At 62.3% G+C, this 17623-nt stretch carries 17 protein-coding genes and 1 tRNA gene; 7 read left to right on the top strand and 11 right to left on the bottom strand.

Annotated elements, in window-relative coordinates:
* Positions 1 to 22: 22 nt before the first annotated feature.
* Positions 23 to 1003 carry a glycine zipper 2TM domain-containing protein gene (locus ABAC402_RS40970; protein WP_023450701.1) on the bottom strand — a complete coding sequence of 327 codons (981 nt, stop codon included), beginning with the start codon at positions 1001 to 1003 and terminating at the stop codon, positions 23 to 25.
* Between the two features lie 281 nt (positions 1004 to 1284).
* Entirely contained in the window at positions 1285 to 2568 is a 1284-nt protein-coding gene (gene dctA, locus ABAC402_RS35790) for a C4-dicarboxylate transporter DctA (RefSeq protein WP_023450702.1), read from the bottom strand.
* A 365-nt stretch (positions 2569 to 2933) separates the two neighbouring features.
* On the opposite strand from dctA, the gene ABAC402_RS35795 reads away from it, so the two are divergent.
* Complete coding sequence (locus ABAC402_RS35795; RefSeq protein WP_235079993.1) at positions 2934 to 3404, top strand: hypothetical protein; 471 nt, start codon at positions 2934 to 2936, stop codon at positions 3402 to 3404.
* A 181-nt stretch (positions 3405 to 3585) separates the two neighbouring features.
* On the opposite strand, the gene ABAC402_RS39435 is transcribed toward ABAC402_RS35795, so the two are convergent.
* Entirely contained in the window at positions 3586 to 4374 is a 789-nt protein-coding gene (locus ABAC402_RS39435; protein ID WP_155847452.1) for a polysaccharide lyase, read from the bottom strand.
* Between the two features lie 37 nt (positions 4375 to 4411).
* Here ABAC402_RS39435 and ABAC402_RS35800 point away from each other — a divergent pair, with 37 nt between their 5' ends.
* Complete coding sequence (locus ABAC402_RS35800) at positions 4412 to 5275, top strand: NAD(P)H-hydrate dehydratase (protein WP_235079994.1); 864 nt, start codon at positions 4412 to 4414, stop codon at positions 5273 to 5275.
* Here the strand turns inward: ABAC402_RS35800 and msrA are convergent.
* Positions 5233 to 5904, bottom strand: coding sequence for a peptide-methionine (S)-S-oxide reductase MsrA (gene msrA / locus ABAC402_RS35805; RefSeq protein WP_023450706.1), 672 nt, complete (start codon positions 5902 to 5904; stop codon positions 5233 to 5235). The genes ABAC402_RS35800 and msrA overlap by 43 nt on opposite strands.
* Positions 5905 to 6048: 144 nt before the next feature.
* Between msrA and ABAC402_RS35810 the strand changes: the two genes are divergently transcribed.
* Positions 6049 to 6138 (top strand) — tRNA-Ser (locus ABAC402_RS35810).
* 222 nt (positions 6139 to 6360) lie between these two features.
* Here ABAC402_RS35810 and ABAC402_RS35815 read toward each other — a convergent pair.
* The 3 genes from ABAC402_RS35815 to ABAC402_RS35825 all read right to left on the bottom strand — a co-directional run bounded on the left by ABAC402_RS35815 (position 6361) and on the right by ABAC402_RS35825 (position 10785).
* Entirely contained in the window at positions 6361 to 7725 is a 1365-nt protein-coding gene (locus tag ABAC402_RS35815) for a bifunctional diguanylate cyclase/phosphodiesterase (protein ID WP_023450707.1), read from the bottom strand.
* Between the two features lie 552 nt (positions 7726 to 8277).
* The gene (locus ABAC402_RS35820) at positions 8278 to 10029 is read right to left on the bottom strand and encodes a VWA domain-containing protein (protein WP_023450708.1); all 1752 of its coding nucleotides are present in this window, start codon (positions 10027 to 10029) and stop codon (positions 8278 to 8280) included.
* A gap of 399 nt (positions 10030 to 10428) precedes the next feature.
* The gene (locus ABAC402_RS35825) at positions 10429 to 10785 is read right to left on the bottom strand and encodes a VOC family protein (protein ID WP_023450709.1); all 357 of its coding nucleotides are present in this window, start codon (positions 10783 to 10785) and stop codon (positions 10429 to 10431) included.
* A 105-nt stretch (positions 10786 to 10890) separates the two neighbouring features.
* On the opposite strand from ABAC402_RS35825, the gene ABAC402_RS35830 reads away from it, so the two are divergent.
* Positions 10891 to 11331: a YdeI/OmpD-associated family protein gene (locus ABAC402_RS35830; RefSeq protein WP_023450710.1), complete on the top strand. Its 441-nt coding sequence runs from the start codon at positions 10891 to 10893 to the stop codon at positions 11329 to 11331.
* Here ABAC402_RS35830 and ABAC402_RS35835 read toward each other — a convergent pair whose 3' ends face one another.
* Positions 11332 to 12111, bottom strand: coding sequence for a hypothetical protein (locus ABAC402_RS35835; protein ID WP_023450711.1), 780 nt, complete (start codon positions 12109 to 12111; stop codon positions 11332 to 11334).
* A 1-nt stretch (position 12112) separates the two neighbouring features.
* Positions 12113 to 12547, bottom strand: a complete 435-nt coding sequence (locus ABAC402_RS35840; RefSeq protein ID WP_023450712.1) for an ABA4-like family protein — start codon at positions 12545 to 12547, stop codon at positions 12113 to 12115.
* Between the two features lie 98 nt (positions 12548 to 12645).
* Here ABAC402_RS35840 and ABAC402_RS35845 point away from each other — a divergent pair, with 98 nt between their 5' ends.
* Together ABAC402_RS35845 and ABAC402_RS35850 are read left to right on the top strand one after the other, a co-directional pair.
* Positions 12646 to 13239 (top strand): TetR/AcrR family transcriptional regulator, encoded by a 594-nt coding sequence (locus ABAC402_RS35845; RefSeq protein ID WP_023450713.1) that lies wholly within the window; start codon positions 12646 to 12648, stop codon positions 13237 to 13239.
* Positions 13240 to 13279: 40 nt separating this feature from the next.
* The gene (locus ABAC402_RS35850; protein WP_023450714.1) at positions 13280 to 14719 is read left to right on the top strand and encodes a glycosyltransferase family 39 protein; all 1440 of its coding nucleotides are present in this window, start codon (positions 13280 to 13282) and stop codon (positions 14717 to 14719) included.
* Positions 14720 to 14946: 227 nt separating this feature from the next.
* On the opposite strand, the gene ABAC402_RS35855 is transcribed toward ABAC402_RS35850, so the two are convergent.
* Both ABAC402_RS35855 and ABAC402_RS35860 read right to left on the bottom strand, forming a co-directional pair.
* Complete coding sequence (locus ABAC402_RS35855) at positions 14947 to 15381, bottom strand: OsmC family protein (protein WP_023450715.1); 435 nt, start codon at positions 15379 to 15381, stop codon at positions 14947 to 14949.
* Between the two features lie 61 nt (positions 15382 to 15442).
* On the bottom strand, positions 15443 to 16696 hold the full coding sequence (locus ABAC402_RS35860) for a hypothetical protein (protein ID WP_162148535.1): 1254 nt from the start codon (positions 16694 to 16696) through the stop codon (positions 15443 to 15445).
* A gap of 117 nt (positions 16697 to 16813) precedes the next feature.
* Between ABAC402_RS35860 and ABAC402_RS35865 the strand changes: the two genes are divergently transcribed.
* The gene (locus ABAC402_RS35865) at positions 16814 to 17506 is read left to right on the top strand and encodes an outer membrane protein (protein ID WP_023450717.1); all 693 of its coding nucleotides are present in this window, start codon (positions 16814 to 16816) and stop codon (positions 17504 to 17506) included.
* The last annotated feature ends 117 nt before the right edge of the window (positions 17507 to 17623 follow it).

The raw sequence follows: 17623 nt of genomic DNA on the forward strand, positions 1-17623 counted from the left end.
GCGCGTGGGGAGGTGCTGGGACTTACCAGCCCTTCTTGTGGCCGCCCTTGTGGTGCTTGGCGCCGTGATGGGTCTTGCCTTGACCACCGTGGGTTCCATGACCGCCGTGGGTTCCATGACGATTGTGACCGGTGCCACCGTAGTAGTAGCTGCCACTGCCGTAAGACGAAGACGACGAATAGGTCGTCGCGCTGGAGACACCGCTGGTGTAGGGCCGGTAACTGCCATAGCCGTAGCCATAGGACGTTACTGGCACGCCGGTCGAGTAGGAGGCCTGGCTGGAATAGTAGACCGGGCTGCTGCTGTAGGTGGCGCAGGTGCAGGGCGCATAGGCCGGGGTCGTGGCCGGATACGAGGTAAAGCCGCCGTCGTCATAGGCGACGTGGCTGTAACCGCCGTTGTCATAGCTGTCGTCATAATAGGTCGCGACCGGCTGGCAGGTGTAGCGAACACCGCAGCCGTCGGAATAGGCGGGTGCGGTTTCGTAGCCTGCCTCGTACCGGGGCTGGCTGTAGTAGGTTTCCGCGCCCTGATAGGTCTGGCTGTAATGGCTGCCGCTCGAATAGCCGCTCGAAGAATAGGCCTGCGGCTGGCTGTAGGTGTGGTAGCCGCCGGAGCTATAGGTTTGGGGCTGCTGAACGTATCCGCTGTTGGCATAGCCGTCATCGTAGTAGGCCGGCTGCTGCTGGTAGTAGCCGCCCTGGGCGTCGGCACCGTCGGCATAGCCGCGGTCATAGTTTCGGTCGTATCGCTTGCCAACCTGAGACCCGATGACGCCGCCGATGACGGCGCCGCCGATCGTACCCAGGCCGCGCTCGTTCTTGGAAATCTGCGATCCCAGCAGGCCGCCGGCAACGGCGCCAACGACAGCGCCGGTGTTGCGGCCCTGATTGGGGTCGCGACGCTGATAACTGTCGTCCTGATAATATTGCGCATGGGCAACGACCGGAAGAATCAGGGTGGCGACAACGGTGAGGACACCGAGGGACAATGTGTGGGACATAGGCGAGTACCTCCAGCGAAATTAACCAAATCTTAACACACAGGCTTGCGCCGGGACGTGTAAAAAAACAATGAGGCGCGCCCGGCACGCGAAAAACGGAACCTGGGACTTACACCAACCCTCGATGACCTTGACTCATCGCGGGTTGGCAAGCGCGCCAGTGTACGTTTCTGGGGCGCCCGAGCTTTTGCGAGGCGCCATGGGGGCGCCTGGTCCGGCGTTTGATCTGAAAAAATGCGAATACCAAGCGTCATTCTTTATGAGGCTTAGCATTCGTCGCCCTAAGCGGCGTCAGACACAGGTTTGGTGCGCAGACCGTCCTTCAGGCGCTGTTTGTCCAGTTCGCCTTCCCAGCGCGAGATGACGACGCACGCCACGCCATTGCCGATAAAGTTGGTCAGTGCCCGGCATTCGCTCATAAACTTGTCGATGCCCAGCACGATGGCCATGCCCGGGACCAGGGCCGGATTGACCACGGCCAGGGTGGCGCCCAGCGTAATGAAACCCGCACCGGTCACGCCCGTAGCCCCCTTTGATGTCAGCATGGCTACCCCCAGCAGGGTTAGTTGCTGCATCAGCGTCAGTTCGTAACCCAGGGCCTGGGCAATGAACAGCGAGGCCAGGGTCATGTAGATGTTGGTGCCGTCGAGATTAAAGCTGTAACCCGTCGGGATCACCAGGCCAACCACGGGCCGCGAGCAGCCAAGCGCCTCCATCTTGCGCATGAGGTTGGGCAGGGCGCTTTCCGACGACGAGGTCCCCAGCACGATGAGCAGTTCGTCGCGCAGGTAGGCGACGAAACGAAAGATTGAAAATCCGCACCACCAGGCGATAAGGCCCAGCACCACGAAGATGAACAAGGCGGCCGTGACATAGAAGGTGGCGATCAGGGCCAGCAGCGAGCCCAGCGCCGCCGCACCGTACTTGCCGAGCGTAAAGGCCATGGCCGCGGCCGCCCCAAGCGGCGCCAGCTTCATGATCATGTTGATAATGTCGAAAACGAGGTGGCTGCCTTCGTCGATCAGGTTGCGCAAGCCTTGCGCCGGCGGGCCGATGCGCTGCAGGGCAAAGCCGGTCAGGATGGCGACCAGCAGGACCTGCAGGATATTGCCCTCGGCAAAGCCGCTTAGCAGGGTGTCCGGAATAATGTCGAGCAGGAATTCGCTGAGGTTCTGGTGCGCGTCGGGCGCCACGTATTGCGCCACAGCCGAGGCGTCGCCGGTGGCCTGCATGCCGGCGCCCGGGCGGACGAAATTGCCCACCAGGAGCCCGATGACCAGGGCGAAGGTCGAGACGACTTCGAAATAGAAGATGGCCTTTATTCCGACGCGGCCGATCTGTTTGGCTTCGCTGACCTGGCCTATGCCGGAGACGACGGTGCAAAAGACCAGGACGGCAATGGTCATCTTGATCAGATTGATGAAGCCGTCGCCGATGGCCTTCATCCACGGTTGTGACGCAAACTGTGGCCAGATGAGACCGATGGCGGCACCAATGACCAGCCCCACCAGAACCTGGACATAGAGTTGTCGCCACAGAGGCGTCTTATGCGTCGCTGAATCCATACGTAGCCCCTGTTTTTCGGCGACCCTACAGGGGTTTACAGTGGCTCACAATGTCCGCGATACCGGCAACCTTTTTCAGATCGGCTTGTCTGGCAGACTTGAGAGCGGGATGTATTCTGATGGACTCAAAGCCACGCTCCAGGTTCTTGAGTTGTAAAGCAGTTTTCCGAAAACGGGGACGCCCGTGCGGTGGCGTCACACTGTATCGGACTGCGCTCTGGCGCCGGAACGGTTTGGCAACCAGCCCAGCGATGAGCGCGAGTGAAACGGCGAAACGCATGACCTGTCCTTTGCATCGGCCAGAATTTGGGTGATAAGGCGCTGTCCGCCGCCAGGCGGCACTACCGTTTTTGAGGGAGTTGATCGTGGCAGCGTTGCGGCGCGGATTGACCATCCGGGAATTGACCGCCCTGCCTCAGGGCCTTGTCGCGGCGATCGATGTGACCGGAGTGGAACTGGTGCGCGCCCATCTTTGGGTGTCGTGGCTGGCCATGCTGATCGGGCGAGGCGCTCAGATCGTGGTGCGCGGCCGGCGGATTTTCTGGCCGCACCTGCCGGCAGATGTCAGCGGAGATCCGGCTTTGCTGGCCGTCCTGGCGCATGAACTGACCCATGTCTGGCAATATGCGCGTGGCATGACGTTGTGGCGGTACGTGCTGCGCGAACGCGGGCGATATGATTATGTGCTGGATGGCCGGCCGTTTGACGATTACGGCTACGAGCAGCAGGCGTCGATCGTTGAGGACTGGGTGCGGATGCAGGCAGGACTGTGCACGTGTCATAGCGAACGGCCGGTGCGGCAGAGCGACCTGGCCGGGGTGGTGCCGTTCTCCTGAAATGTCGGTGCGGCGGATTCGTCCAAAGGGTTTGACCACGAACGACACGAACATGCACGAACTTCAAGGCCTGCCGGAATTCGCCACGTAGCGGCCTTTATCGACAGATGCCGCTACGCGGCAAAGTCAAAAGAGGTCTGAAGTTCGTGTCCGTTCGTGCCGTTCGTGGTCAAAATCTTTCTTACTTCAGCGGGCTTTTCTCCGAGACGACGAAATCGTCGAAATAGACCATCTGATCCGTCGGCGGCGCCCAATCCAGGGTGGCGCCACCGAAGAAGGTGTCCATCTTGATACCCTCGACCCTGACAGCATCGGATCGCCGCCATACCCGGCCGTCCAGGCGCAGAACCTCCATACCGTCGACATACTGGACCAGGGAACCATTGGCCTTCCCGATGTCGTTGAGCGCAATGTGCTGTGTCAGCGTATACCATCTCCCGGCCTCGAACCGGCTCATGGCGTAGTTGTCGCCGCAGTCGTCCGTCTTGCCGGGGTGGTAGAGATAGGCCCAGGCGCTGCCCTGCGCCCGCCACATCAGCCGCGTGCTAAAGCCATCGAAACTGCCGTCCTTCAGGCAGCCGGTGGGGAAATCACCACCGCCCAGACCTGGCAGCTTGCCGCCCTTGACCCAGGCAAAGCCTGGCGAGAACATCACCCGGTACTGCAGCCAGTAGGACGTGGACGGCACAAAGCGGGTGGTGAAGGTCATGGCCGAATTGCCGCCGATCAGCCCGGCGGGATAGGTGACCCGCAAAACCGGGTTGGCTGGGTCGAGGGGGTCTGCGGCGATGACCGTGCGGCCTGCCGCCAAACCGGTCGATTCGGACGGAACCAGGCCCCAGTCGGCCTGGAAATCGGCCGTTGCATAGGCGCCAACGGCACGGTCGTTGAAATCCACCGACAGAACCGGCTCGGTTTGAGCCGATGCGCCTGTCACCGCTAATCCTAACGCGATAATTCCTGTCTTCACTCTGGCCTCCCGACGGTTTGCCGCTATGATAGGCGTCATGACCGCTCGCGACAATTCCCCAGATCTGTGGCGTGACAGCTTTCCGAACCCTGCCGCTGCAGGCAGCAAGTACGACCGCGGCCATGCCGTCGTGCTGGGCGGGCCGATGGCTGCGACCGGAGCGGCACGGCTGGCGGCGCGGGCTTGCTTGCGTATCGGTGCCGGGCTGGTGTCGATCGCCTGTGACCCGTCCAGCCTGATGGTCTATGCCACGGCGTTACAGGCGGTGATGACCAAGGTCATCCGCGATGAAGCCGCCTTTGCCGCATGTATCGAAGATCCGCGCATCACCGTCGTGCTGATGGGGCCGGCCGCCGGGGTCAATGATCGTACGCGCAACCTGGTCCTGGCGGCGTTGAAAGCTGGCAAGGCCTGCGTGCTCGATGCCGATGCCATAACGGTGTTCAAGGACGCGCCTGACGAACTGTTCGACGCCATCGCGTCGCCGGTTCTGCTGACGCCGCACGCCGGCGAATTCGCCCGTCTGTTCGGTGAGGTCAGCGACCGCGAAGCCAGCGCCTTGCGGGCCGCCAGAACCAGCGGGGCGGTGGTCCTGCTTAAGGGCAGGGACACAGTCATTGCCGCCCCGGACGGCAGGATCGTCGTCAATCGCGAGGCGCCGCCATGGCTGGCCACTGCCGGGTCGGGCGATGTGCTGGCCGGGTTTGCCGCCGGTCTGGTGGCGCAGGGCATGGCTGTGTTCGAAGCCGCCTGCGCCGCCGCCTGGATTCACGCGCAATGCTCCAGAGCCTTCGGTCCCGGCCTGATCGCCGAGGACCTGGAGGCCCAGCTACCGGCCGTGCTGCGCGATCTGTCAGGTCAGATCGGGCAGACCGCGCCTGTGCCCTTCAGGCCGCAATAGCCGTCCGGGTTCTTGTGCAGATAGCCCTGGTGGTAGTCCTCGGCGAAGAAGAAGGGCTTGGCCGTGGTCTGGCCGGGGGCCTCGGCATCGGCCGGCGTGACGGGGCCGAAGATCTCGGTGGTGATAACGCCCTTGCCGATGGCCGACAGCGATTTCTGGTAGTCGGCCTTGCTGGCGAGGACAGCTTCGTACTGCGCCTGCGTGGTCGTGAAGATGGCCGAGCGGTATTGGGTGCCGACGTCGTTACCCTGACGGTGACCCTGGGTCGGGTCGTGGCTTTCCCAGAACAGCTTCAGCAACTGGGCGAAGCTGACGATTTTGGGGTCATAGACCACCAGTACGCCCTCGGTGTGTCCGGTCTGGCCGGAGCAGACCTCCTTGTAGGTGGGATTGGGGGTGTAGCCGCCGATATAGCCGGCGGCGGTGGTGTAGATTCCGTCCTGTTGCCAGAACTTGCGCTCGACGCCCCAGAAACAGCCCATGGCGAAGACGACCTGCTCGGTGCCGTCCGGGTAGGGGCCTTTCAGCGGCGTGCCGAGCACGGCGTGAATCGTTTCGGTGGGGATGGCATCGCTGCGGCCGGCCAGGGCCTGGGTTGGCGCGACCATCTGGGTTTTGAGACCGAACATGTTGGTATTCCTTTTCGTTGCGCGATTTATACGCGCTCTTTGGTTATATGGTTACAAAAAAAGCGTAGCAAAGGGGCTTGCTCATTCATGCGGCGACGCTATAAGAGCCGTCTTCCGAACGCCACCTGACCGGCGTGCGGTGATGGACAGGTGGCGGAGTGGTCGATCGCGCACGCTTGGAAAGCGTGTGTACGTGAAAGCGTACCGAGGGTTCGAATCCCTCTCTGTCCGCCACCCCATAGACAAAGCCCCCTTGCGGGGCTTTTTCTATGGGGTGGTGACAGTAGGGTTCGAACCCTCGCAGAAAAAAGTGGGTTCGTAACCGTAGCGAAGCGAAGGTTTGGCGAAGCGCAGCCAATCCCTTTCTGTTTGCCACCCCATCGAAAGAGCACCCTTACGGGGCATTTTCGATGGCAGGCCGAGAGGGATTGGGAGGCTTCCTCTGAGCGCGTCAGGCTATATGCTCTCGCGTTCCAGCGTCCGTCGGCCCTTGAGCCAGGTCAGGATATGGCTCCGGCTTTGCGGTTTCGAGAACAGATAGCCCTGCAGGTGCGAACAGCCCAGCCGTTGCAGCGCCTGGCGCTGGTCCTCGGTTTCCACCCCTTCGGCGACAACGCCAAGGCCCAGGCCGCGCGCCAGGTGAATCACCGCGCTGATGATCGGTGCCGCCTGGGGCTCAACGCCCAGGCCGTCGATAAAACACTTGTCGATCTTGATGACGTCGAGCGGGAAGTTCTTGACGCTGAACAACGACGAATAACCGGTGCCGAAATCGTCGAGAGCAATGCGAAAACCAAGGTTGCGTAAGGCGCCAAGGGTATCTGCAGCGCCGCGGCTGTCCTCGAAAAAGGCCGTTTCGGTCACTTCGACATGGATGCGGCCATAGGGCACGCCGGCGGCATCGGCATGGCCGCGCAGGATCTGCACCATGTCGGTGCCGTTAAACTGACGCGCCGACAGGTTGATGGCGACATATTGCTGTGGCCAGTCGCCGCAGTCGTTGAGCGCCTGGCGGATAACCCAGTCGCCGATGCCGCGGATCAGCCCGCTCTCTTCGGCTACGGGAATGAAGACGGCCGGAGACACCTGGCCCAGATCGGCGCTCTTCCAGCGCAGCAGGGCTTCGAACCCGGCGACCTCCTGGGTCGCGGCGGCGATGATCGGTTGATAATACAGTTCCAGTTCCTTGTTAGCGATGGCCTTGGCCAGGCCGGCTTCGATGGCCCGTCGGCGACGCAGATTGTCGTCTAGGCTCTTGTCGAAGCGGCAGACGCGGTTGCGCCCGGCGCGCTTGGCGGCGAACAAGGCGATGTCGGCGCAGCGCATCAGGTCGGTGACACCGCGCAGGCCGCAATCCTGGCCCAGGAACAGGCCGACAGAGGCACCGATCTGGATGGCGTTGCCATTGACCAGGAATTCGGTCGCGCAGGCGTCGACCACCTGGCGGCAAATGACTTCGGCCGTCTCTGCCGCGTCAGTCGCCAGAATAAAGCCGAATTCGTCACCGCTCAGGCGCGCCAGGAAAGCCTCCGCCGGCAGGGTATTGCGCAGCCGTTCGGTGACCTCGCAGATCAGGATGTCGCCGGCGGCATGGCCATAGGTATCATTGACATATTTGAACCGGTCGAGGTCGAGCAGGGCCAGCGAAAATGGCGCATCACCCTTCAGGCGCTGGCTCAGTTCGCGCTGGAACGCCGCCCGGTTCGGTGCGCCCGTCTGGAAATCGTGAAAGGCGGCATGGATAGCGCGAGCCTCGCTTTCACTGAGCTGTTTCACCCTCTCCTGGAGGTCCTGCAACTGTTGCTGGTCGGGTGTTTGCATAGGCTGAGCCGTCCGTCTGATCGTAGGAAGCTAGGGCAGAAATGTTAAGAAGCGGTGGCAGCTGGTGTTTGATGCGGTAACGGACGGTTTACCGTGCTTTTTCATTCTTGGTAACGCCCGGAAGTTGAACCCCGGGCGGTTTTCACCTGAAAAACTGTTAAGCTTGAATCGGGTCGATTTCAGTACTAATGTAACGTGTCGCTGCGATCACTTCCCCCCTCGAAAGTGGCGACTTTGACGGGCACCCTGCCCCCCAGGGTGCCCGTCTAACATTTGCCCTTCCCCTTACAGCATAAGCCTGAGACCGGCACCGCGCCATAGCAGTCGTGTGCGTCGATGCGAGCCGCCGATAGCGCAGTCCGGCTAGAGCGGTATGCGTTTTGATGGAATCAAAACCCCGGTCTACGTTTTTTTGTCGCACAATTTATCCGAAAACGGGGACGCCCGTGCGGTGCTGCACACTTTATCGGACTGCGCCCTGGGGCGAACAAAAAGACAAAGGCCCGTCGATGACGGACGGGCCCTCTTTTCGCTTTCCGTCCGCAGGGCAGGTTACTGCCTGACCCTGGCGGTTTCGGCCAGGCGGGTCAGTTCCAGGAACTCCTGGCGGCGGTAATCGGTCTGTGTTCCTCCAAGTGTCCGGGCGTCGGCAAGGCTGTAGGTCCCGAGGTATGTGTCGCCGCGCAGAATCTGGCCATAGGCCGCGACCGCTGCCGCAAACGCCATATCACCCCGTGCCGGCTGCGCTGTGACCACCATCGCCGCCGGGACAGCCTGTTGGATCAGGCGCGACGTGTCCTCGCCCGGCAGCTTGTAGCGGAGTTTTAGCCACACCAACTGGTCGTCCTGGGTGCCGGCGGCCGCCACCGTGTTGCCAGCGAAATGGCGGTCGGGCAGCCAGCCCTCGGTTCCGGTCGGGACGATCTCATAGATGGCCGTGACCTGATGACCGGCGCCAATATCGCCGGCATCGACCGCGTCATTGTTGAAGTCTTCCTCCGCCAGGGCGCGGTTCTCGTAGCCGATCAGCCGATATTGCGACACCAGGGCAGGATTGAACTCGACCTGGATCTTGACGTCCCTGGCGACCGTGAACAGGGTCGAGGACAGCTCGTCGTCAAGCACCTTGCGCGCCTCCATGGCGCTGTCGATATAGGCGTAGTTGCCGTTACCGACATCGGCCATCTTCTCCATCAGGCCTTCGTTGTAGTTTCCGGTGCCAAAGCCCAGCGCCGTCAGCGTGACACCCGATTCGCGGTTCTGCTTAACCAGGGCCTCGACCTCAGCGATCGACGAAATCCCGACATTGAAGTCGCCATCGGTCGCCAGGATCACGCGGTTGATGCCGCCGTCGATAAAGTTGGCCTTTGCCGTGGCATAGGCCAGGGCCATGCCCTGGCCGCCCGCCGTCGAGCCGCCTGCCGATAGACACTCCAAAGCCTGCTTGACGTACTTGCCTTCATGGGTGGGCGCCAGAACAATGCCGGTTGCGCTGGCATAGACGACGATCGACACCTTGTCGTCGGGGCGCAGATTGTCAGACAGCATGGACAGGGCTGTCTTGACCAGCGGCAGCTTGTCGGGATCGCTCATCGAGCCGGAGACATCGATCAGGAAGACCAGGTTGGCGGCCGGGCGTTCCGACCGCGGAACGTCATAGGCGCGCAGGCCAACCCGCATCAGCCGGGTCCTGGCGTTCCACGGGGTTAGGGCGACATCGGTGGTGATCGAAAAAGGCTTCGACCGGTCCTGGGGCAGAGGGTAGTCATAGCGGAAATAGTTGAGCAGTTCTTCGGTGCGCACCGCCGCTTCGGGGGGTGTGACGCCGTCGTTGAGCATGCGCCGGACATTGGCATAGGCGCCGGTGTCGACATCAACCGAGAAGGTCGATACCGGCACTTCGGCGACCCTCACCACCGAGGCTACGGGCTCACCCTTATACTTTTCGGTAAATGGCTTGGTTTGCACATCGGTGAACCCGGCATAGCCGTAGCTGGTCGGAGGCGCGACAGCTAGTGCCATGACCGGTGGCGGCGGCGGCGGAGGTGGTGCTGAGACGACAGGTGCCGGTGCGGCTTCCGCACGTCTTTTTTGGGACTTCGCCGTTTTCTGTTTGGGTCTCGCCCCTGTGACAACCACCTGCTGCGAGGCACTGTAATTGAGGTGGTCTTCTGGTTCTGCGATGGAATTGCATCGTACTGGCGAGTCCGCGATGACAACAGGTGTCGTCGCCATGGCCATGGGAACAGGTAAACCGGCGCCCGCCACCATGGCGGCCGCGCCGGCGAATAAAAATCCGCGCATCTTGATCTCCCTCACGCCCTGTCCGAAGGGCCCTTCCGTCCGTGAAGTCACGAACGCCGCTATCTGAGATTTCGCTCGGATTGCGCGCAAAATATGTCGTGGATTGTGGCAATTGTGGCGGCCCCGAAAGGACAAGGGTGTGACCACAGGCGCTCTGCCTCTGACCCATTTGAGTCAACGCTCACATCCAGGAATCGTCGCCCGTCGGCTGGGCCCCGGTGGTAAAGAAACGGCCCCGACGATGCCAATACCCATGAAGCCGCGGCCGATCCTTAACCGGCCTGGCCTGAAATCTTGACTCTCAACGCAGGGACCAAGGTGTTCACTTCCGGACAGTCGTTGCAGAAACACCGTCCTCAGGCCGATGGCAGGATCGGGCCGGAGAGCCCATGGCCGTCGTTATGCGGCCGGTGGTTCCCACAGTTCGACCGGGTTACCTTCGGGGTCGATGATGCGGGCAAAGCGTCCGGTTTCGGGCGTGTCCCAGGCCGCATCGGTCGTGACGTCGATACCCGCCGCCCGCAGGGACGCGAGCAGGGCGTCAAGCTCGGTGACCCGAAAGTTCATCATCCACGGCTTGTCCGCCGGGAAATAGTCCGTGGTTTCGCTGAACGGCATGAAGACGGTCGGACCGGCTGCCTGGCGCCATTGATAATCGTCCGTGGTCATGATGCCGAGGTGGCTCTGATACCATTGCAGCAAAGCTTTCGGATCCCTGGCGCGAAAAAAGACGCCGCCTATTCCAACAACTGGCATGAACGCCTCCTGTACCAGGGTGAAGCCGATACCAGAGGCGCAAAACGGCCGCCATCTTTCCTTGCGACGGGGTTTGCCGTATCGTGCCGCAAAAGGGAGACCACGATGACGTTCCACACTACCCTGTACCAGCCTGAGGGGCGGGCGGTCACGGGCATCATCGTCCCGGCGCCGGTGGTCGAGGCGCTGGGCGCCGGCAAGAAGCCGCCGGTCGTCGTGAACGTCAATGGCTACATTTTCCGCACCACCGTCGCCGTCATGGGTGGCCACTACATGGTTCCGTTTTCCTCCGAGCACCGCGCGGCTTCCGGCATCAATGGCGGCGATGCCATCGAGGTCGAGCTCGAGCTCGATTCTGCCCCGCGTGTGGTCGAAATCCCCGACGATTTCCAGGCTGCCCTGGATGCCGCCGGGGTCGACGAAGCCTTCGACAAACTGTCCTTTACCCAGCGCAAGGAACATGTCCGCGCCATCGAGGACGCCAGGACGCCGCAAACCCGTGCCCGTCGCATCGACAAGGCGATTGCCCTGTTGCTGGGCCGGTGATCAGGCAAAAAGGCCCGGCAGGAAGGGTTGACCGGCCAGGGCCTCGGTAAAGGTCCAGACGCAGAGGCCGGTGTAGGCAGCGGTGCCGATGACCACCAGACCCCACCGCGCCGGACCCGGCAGCCTGCCGATCAGCAGGGCGCCCAGCGGCAGGACCTGATGGGCATGCAGGGCGAAGAAGTGCGCCACCCTTAGATCACCGCCGGCGCGGTTCCAGCCGAAGAGAGGAAAGCTGCCAGCCTCGGCGCCGACGGCATGGCCTGCGGTCGAGGACATGTAACCGGCTGTGATCATGACCAGGACCGTCGACACGACAAGCCCCGCCACCAGGGCAAAGCGCAGGTCGCCGCGCAAGCCGGTGACCGGATGGCGGGCGATGTCCCACGCGACCGGCAGCATGGTCAGGGTGATCAGCACCGCACCTATGCCCATCAGGATGTACATGACCGAATGGAAGGTATCGGAGACGAAGAAGTGCGACTTCTGGCCCAGAGCCGCCTGGAAGCTGATATAGCCGAGCTCGAAAACGGCTGGCAGGATCAGCCCCCAGCGCACGAAGACCATGTGCCAGCGCGACTGGCGCTCCGGCCGGGTGAAGTGCAGATAGGCCGCCTGGGTGGCCGCGAACACGCCCAGGGAGAGGGCGAACTTGGCGGGCTTGACCCAGACATTGACCCCGTCCAGCAGACGGGAATCGAGGCCCTGGGCGACCAGCATGGCGAGGAAGGCGACGCCGAAGACCAGGGCCGCGGCAGCGAGGGTCTTTTGTGCGGAGGTCATGTCAGGCGGCCTTCTTTTCCGGGGCGAACAGGCTGAGGACGGCATAGAGCAGCAGGCCGGCCGGGCCGAACAGGAAGGTCAGGCCCAGGCACGGCACGATCAGCCAGCCGTTGAGGCCGCGCCTGGCACTGTCCTCGACGATCCAGGCGCCGACGAAAAGGTCGAAGGCCAGATAATGCAGCCAACCCGCCGTCAGGGCGAAATCATTGGCAAACAGGGCGCGCACGGCGATCAGCGACGAAAAGCCGCCTTCGCCGAAAGCCTCACGGCCCACAATCAGCAGGCCGATATAGGCCGCGCCGAAGACAAAGGCGGCGGTCAGTCGGACCAGGCCGACCGAGCGCGGGCGAAACGGCCGGACCACAAGCCCCGCCACAAGGGTCAGCCAGCCGGCCATGGCCAGCAGGTTGCCGAGATTGAAAAAGGTTTCCGCCATGGGCGTGCCTCCTGGATTGCAAACTGAATCTAAACACTGTAAAGACCGAGATATCGCGCAATCTGAACACCGTCAAGTTAAATCTTTACACTGTTAACATGTCAGCCGAGCCTTCAAAGCCCTACCACCATGGCGAACTGCGTCAGGCGCTGATCAACGCCACCGAACAGATCCTGACCGAACGCGGTCTGGAGGGCTTTTCAATGCGGGAGGCGGCACGCCGGGCCGGTGTGTCTGCGGCCGCGCCGGCGCATCATTTCGGCGATACCCGCGGCCTTTTGACCGCGGTGGCGACGGCGGGTTTTCTCGAACTGCAGGCCGCCTTGCGCGAGGCCAATACGCAGGGCGGCGACCGCACGGCCCGTATCCAGGCTCAGGCGAGGGCCTATATCCGTTTCGGTGTCGCTCACCCGGCGCGATTCGATCTGATGTGGCGGTGTGAGGCACTCAATCGCGCTGATCCGGCCTATTTGTCAGCCAGTGTCGGGGCCTTTTCGTTGTTGCATGAGGTGATCACGGGTGTCGCGGTTTCGGCGGAGCAGTTATGTGATGTCGCCAAACCGGGTATCGACGTCCGCGCGGTTGCGGCCTGGTCGCTGGTCCATGGGTTTACCACCTTAGCACGGCAGGGCAATTTCGATCCCGAGATGCCCGGGTTGATGGATGGCGTCATGGCCACACTCACCGTGTAACGTCTTGCCGCCGGGTGAAAATGCCGCCAATAGAGGGGGCATGCTCGCGCGCCTGAAACAGTACCCCTGGCTGACCGCCGTCGTCATCGGCATGACGCTGCTGCGTCTGGTGACGGCATCGCAAGTCGAGCTGGTGCCCGACGAAGCCTATTACTGGCTGTGGGCGCAGCATCCGGCACTGGGCTATTACGACCATCCGCCGATGGTGGCGTGGTGGATCATGGTCACGACCCTCCTGTTCGACAGCGAACTGTTCGTCCGGTTGAGCTTTGTGCTGAGCTTCCTGGGCCTGTCGTGGCTGATGTACGACGCGGCGCGCGTCCTGTTCGACGAAGCCATCGCCCGGCGGACCGTACTGTGGCTGAATGCCTGCCTGCTGCTCAGCGTCGGTTCCGTCGTGGCGACACCCGACCCGCCGTCGGTATTGATGTGGGCCGGCGGATTGTGGGCGCTGGCGCGACTTTTGGCATCCAACAAGGGGTGGTGGTGGCTGGTCTTCGGGCTGTTTGCGGGCCTGGGCGTCGAGGCAAAGTATACCAATTTGTTCTTGGGGCTGGGCGTTGCCGCGTGGATGGTGATGGACACGCCGGCGCGGCGCTGGCTGCTGACGCCGTGGCCGTATCTGGGCGGCCTGGTGGCCTTGGCGGCCATGGCGCCGAACCTGTTGTGGAACCTGAGCCATGACTGGGTGACTGTTGAGAAGCAGTTCGGGCGGATAGGGGCGCAGGACTTCACGTTGAAGTTCCTGATCGAGTTCGTGCTGTCGCAGCCCCTGCTGCTTAACCCGCTGATTTTTGTGTTTGTGGTTTTAGGAAGCGTAGCGGCGTTCCGCAACAGCGAGTCGCGGTTGAAGCTGCTGGTGGCTCTGCCCTTGCCGTTGTTCGCCTATCTGCTGGTCCATGTTTTCCATGACCGCATCCAGGGCAACTGGACGGCGCCGGTGTTTCCGGGTCTGGTCTTGCTGGGTGCGGTGATGGCGGAAGGCATGGAGGGCAAGGGCTGGAACCGCGTACGCTGGCTGGCCGCGCCACTGGGGGTTGGTTTGAGCGCGTCGGTGCTGGTGTTCTTGGCCCTGACGCCAAGCCTTCCCGGTGCCGGCGGGCTGTCGGAAGGTTGGCGAAGCCTGACCTATAAGGTGGCCTTGCCTTCGTCCTATTTTGACGACGCCACCTGGCTGGCGACGACGGACTATAACACCCACGCCGAGCTGGCCTATCATACCGCAACCGGTATCTATTCCCTGGACACCTATGCGCCGTACGCCTTGGCAGAACGCCAACGCTATCCGTGGCAAGGCGCCCCGCCCGAAGGCCGGGCCCTTATTGTGATCGCGGAGGGCAAGGCCATAGATCCGGCACGCTGCTTTGATCGCGTGAAAGACGTCGGCACCGTCTCTAGAACAGCCAAACCCGGCAAAAAGTCGAATTTCCGGCTGTATTCCGGACAGTTGCGAGACCCAAATTGCGATTTGGGGAAGTAAAAAAGCAAGGAAGTCGCCCCATTTCGACAGGGCGCAAAAATTTCTTGCAGGCATGGAACCCAAGCCCGCCGCGAAGCGGGAAAGACCGTAAAGGGGATCCACAGATTTCACAGATTATAAGAGGATTTTTTCGCGGTGCCGACGGAGCCAGGACCGGATTGAAAGGCGCTACGGGCCAAAATTCTTAATCCCTCTAATCTGTGAAATCTGTGGATCCCCTTTAATCCTTACGCCAGAACGGCTTCCAGGGTGATCGGCACGGCCGAAAGGGCCTTGGATACCGGACAGCCGGCCTTGGCGCCGGCGGCGATGCCATCAAACTGCTCCCGGGAAATGCCCGGGATGACGGCTGTCAACTTCAGCTTGATCCCCGTGATCGAGAAACCGCCTTCGCCGGGCTGGAGCTCGACAGCGGCCTCGGAGTCGATGCTGGTTGCCGTAAAGCCGGCATTGGCGAGGGCAAACGCCAAAGCCATCGAGAAGCAGCCCGAATGCGCGGCGGCGATCAGCTCTTCGGGGTTGGTCCCCGCCTGGCCGTCGGCGTTTTCGAACCGCAGCTTGAAGGAATAGGGCTGGCCGTTGAGTACGCCGCTCTGGGTGGTCAGCGTGCCTTCGCCGGACTTGCCGTCGCCGGCCCAATGGGCTTTCGCCGTTCGGATCATGATTATCTCCTCTCAAAAACATTCAGGGTGCGTTGCCGCCGCCCGGCTTGTACCGCCCCGGTTAAATCAAGCAAATAAAGTCTTCGTAGGATTTGCCGTTTGTGCGGTTGTCGTTAATGCCCGAAACGGCCTCGATCACCACGTCCCTGGCGCCGGTGACCTCGGCGATATGGGCCTGGAACTGGCGGACCTGGCCGTCATCGGGGGGCGCATCGAACACCACGCGCAGGACGAAACGCTCAAAACTCTCCTGGATCAGCTGGCGATGGGTAAAGTGGGCGATCTTGCGCAGTTTCACGCTCGACAGGTTAGGCCAGAACAGGGTGCCGTCGGGGCGTTTGAACATATTGCGCACGCGACCCGTGATCCGTTCCAGCGAGCGAAGTCCTGGCGTCGCCTTGTCCGGGTTGCCCCAGATGGCGTAGTCGCCGGGCGCATAGCGGATCAGAGGCGTGGCGTGGGCGTAGTAGGGTGTGATGATCACCGGATGGGGGCGCAGACGCGACTCGGCGCTTAGGGCCGCGGAGGGTTCTTCCATCCACAGGTTTTCCTCGCAGACCTTGAGGTCGCCCCTGGGCCCCTGGATGGCCATCGGGCCGGCTTCGGAAGCGGAATACAAATTGATAACATGACCCTTGAACGCCGCCCGAATAGCCTGCGCGGTTTCCTCCCGGCAGGTTTCTCCTGTCAGCAGGATGGCCTCGACGCTTTCAAGACAGGCGCCGCCATCGGCAAGAATCCAGCTGTGGACGATGCTGGGGTAGGAGATGACCAGACGCGGCCGGATGCGGTCCAGTTCGGCGCACTGCTCGAGCGGCTTGTGGAAAAAGTTGACGAAATGCACCGATCCGTTTTGGGTCTGCAGTGGCTCGCCGGCTTCGCGGGCACCGACATCGCCGGTCACCGCCTTGGAGATAGCCGTTGGTTTGCCGACGCCCAGGCCGCGCCAGGCCAGGCCGCGCGCCGTCAGCGCTTCCGAGGCGTAGCTGCTCAGGCTGGTGCGCAGGAAGGGCAGGGGCGTGCCGGTTGAGCCCGAGGTCTGGCCGGGCGTCAGGGGCGCCATGAAACGCGGGACCTCGGTGGCGGTTAGTTCGCGGCGGTTGGCGTAGGCGGCCTCACGCGTCAGGACCGGCACCTTGTCCCAGCCGGACATATCGAAGCGGTCGCCATCAAACAGCGAGTCGAGGCAGCCGCTGTCACGGTAGAAGGGCACGCGCAGGCGGGCATGGCGACACAGTTTTTCCAGCAGGCCGTGCTGATAGGCGACAATGGCGTCACGCGACATCGTCTGCGTCTTCATGAGGGTCTCGAACATTTTGCGGCCCTGCGGTGTCATGCTTTCCCTGTCGGTTGCGCCACGGCATTGGCGGATGTATGGATGGTCGGTATTTTTTGCGTAGCTTTATCCGATTCTATTATGGGGTTCTCCGCCATGTTCAAAACCAAGCCTGTTTCCCTGTCGGCCCTGGCCGTCACCGTATCAGCCCTGGCCCTGGCCGGCGCCCCCGCCATGGCCGACGACCTGTCCGGTACGCGAATCGGCGTCCAGGCCGGTTACCTGTGGGGTTCCGTCGAGCCCAGCGGCTTCGACAGTTTCGGCGACGATAAGATAGAAGGCTATGATACAACGGCCGAGATCGGCGGAGTCGAACTTCGCCATGACTGGCAAGACGGCGACACCGTCTTCGGCCTGTACGCTTCATGGACCGGCACCAATGCCGAAGGCGGCACGACGATCGAAAAGGTCTCGGTCGACAGCGAAGGCGTCGAAGTGTCGACTGACCAGGGTTTCGACACCGAACTGGGTTGGCTGGCTTCGGCCGGCGGCCGTTTCGGTACCGTGATCAACGGTAATACGCTCATCTATGCCCAGGCTGGCGCGGCCTCGGGGCGGTTGAAGATCCTCGAGACCGGCGACGGTGCCGGGGCTACGCGCCACGTCACCGCCTATGGTTATACGGCCGGTGTCGGTGTCGATGTTCAAATGAGCGAGCGCTGGTCGCTGGGGCTCGGGATCCAGCATTTCGAACTGAACGGTGTGGAGTTCGAGCCGGATGCCTTCGATCCGGGCGAGATCAAGACCAAGGGCAGTCTGGCGACGGTAACGCTGGGATTTAGGTTTTAGTGGTTGCGACGGATCGTCTTGGGTAGGAAAGAGGACCTCCATCTCGAGCCTTGCCGGCAGACCATGGCGCGGCGCTCGGCGAAGGCCTATTTGGCCGAAGCCGAAGTCCGCGACGGA

This window comes from Asticcacaulis sp. AC402 (assembly GCF_000495835.1).
Lineage (GTDB): Bacteria > Pseudomonadota > Alphaproteobacteria > Caulobacterales > Caulobacteraceae > Asticcacaulis.

Excerpts from the sequence above, each read along its gene's own strand:
- ABAC402_RS40970 (WP_023450701.1), bottom strand. The coding sequence starts at position 1,003 with ATGTCCCACACATTGTCCCTCGGTGTCCTCACCGTTGTCGCCACCCTG.
- dctA (WP_023450702.1), bottom strand. The coding sequence starts at position 2,568 with ATGGATTCAGCGACGCATAAGACGCCTCTGTGGCGACAACTCTATGTC.
- ABAC402_RS35800 (WP_235079994.1), top strand. The coding sequence starts at position 4,412 with ATGACCGCTCGCGACAATTCCCCAGATCTGTGGCGTGACAGCTTTCCG.
- msrA (WP_023450706.1), bottom strand. The coding sequence starts at position 5,904 with ATGTTCGGTCTCAAAACCCAGATGGTCGCGCCAACCCAGGCCCTGGCC.
- ABAC402_RS35815 (WP_023450707.1), bottom strand. The coding sequence starts at position 7,725 with ATGCAAACACCCGACCAGCAACAGTTGCAGGACCTCCAGGAGAGGGTG.
- ABAC402_RS35820 (WP_023450708.1), bottom strand. The coding sequence starts at position 10,029 with ATGCGCGGATTTTTATTCGCCGGCGCGGCCGCCATGGTGGCGGGCGCC.
- ABAC402_RS35825 (WP_023450709.1), bottom strand. The coding sequence starts at position 10,785 with ATGCCAGTTGTTGGAATAGGCGGCGTCTTTTTTCGCGCCAGGGATCCG.
- ABAC402_RS35830 (WP_023450710.1), top strand. The coding sequence starts at position 10,891 with ATGACGTTCCACACTACCCTGTACCAGCCTGAGGGGCGGGCGGTCACG.
- ABAC402_RS35835 (WP_023450711.1), bottom strand. The coding sequence starts at position 12,111 with ATGACCTCCGCACAAAAGACCCTCGCTGCCGCGGCCCTGGTCTTCGGC.
- ABAC402_RS35840 (WP_023450712.1), bottom strand. The coding sequence starts at position 12,547 with ATGGCGGAAACCTTTTTCAATCTCGGCAACCTGCTGGCCATGGCCGGC.
- ABAC402_RS35845 (WP_023450713.1), top strand. The coding sequence starts at position 12,646 with ATGTCAGCCGAGCCTTCAAAGCCCTACCACCATGGCGAACTGCGTCAG.
- ABAC402_RS35850 (WP_023450714.1), top strand. The coding sequence starts at position 13,280 with ATGCTCGCGCGCCTGAAACAGTACCCCTGGCTGACCGCCGTCGTCATC.
- ABAC402_RS35855 (WP_023450715.1), bottom strand. The coding sequence starts at position 15,381 with ATGATCCGAACGGCGAAAGCCCATTGGGCCGGCGACGGCAAGTCCGGC.
- ABAC402_RS35860 (WP_162148535.1), bottom strand. The coding sequence starts at position 16,696 with ATGTTCGAGACCCTCATGAAGACGCAGACGATGTCGCGTGACGCCATT.
- ABAC402_RS35865 (WP_023450717.1), top strand. The coding sequence starts at position 16,814 with ATGTTCAAAACCAAGCCTGTTTCCCTGTCGGCCCTGGCCGTCACCGTA.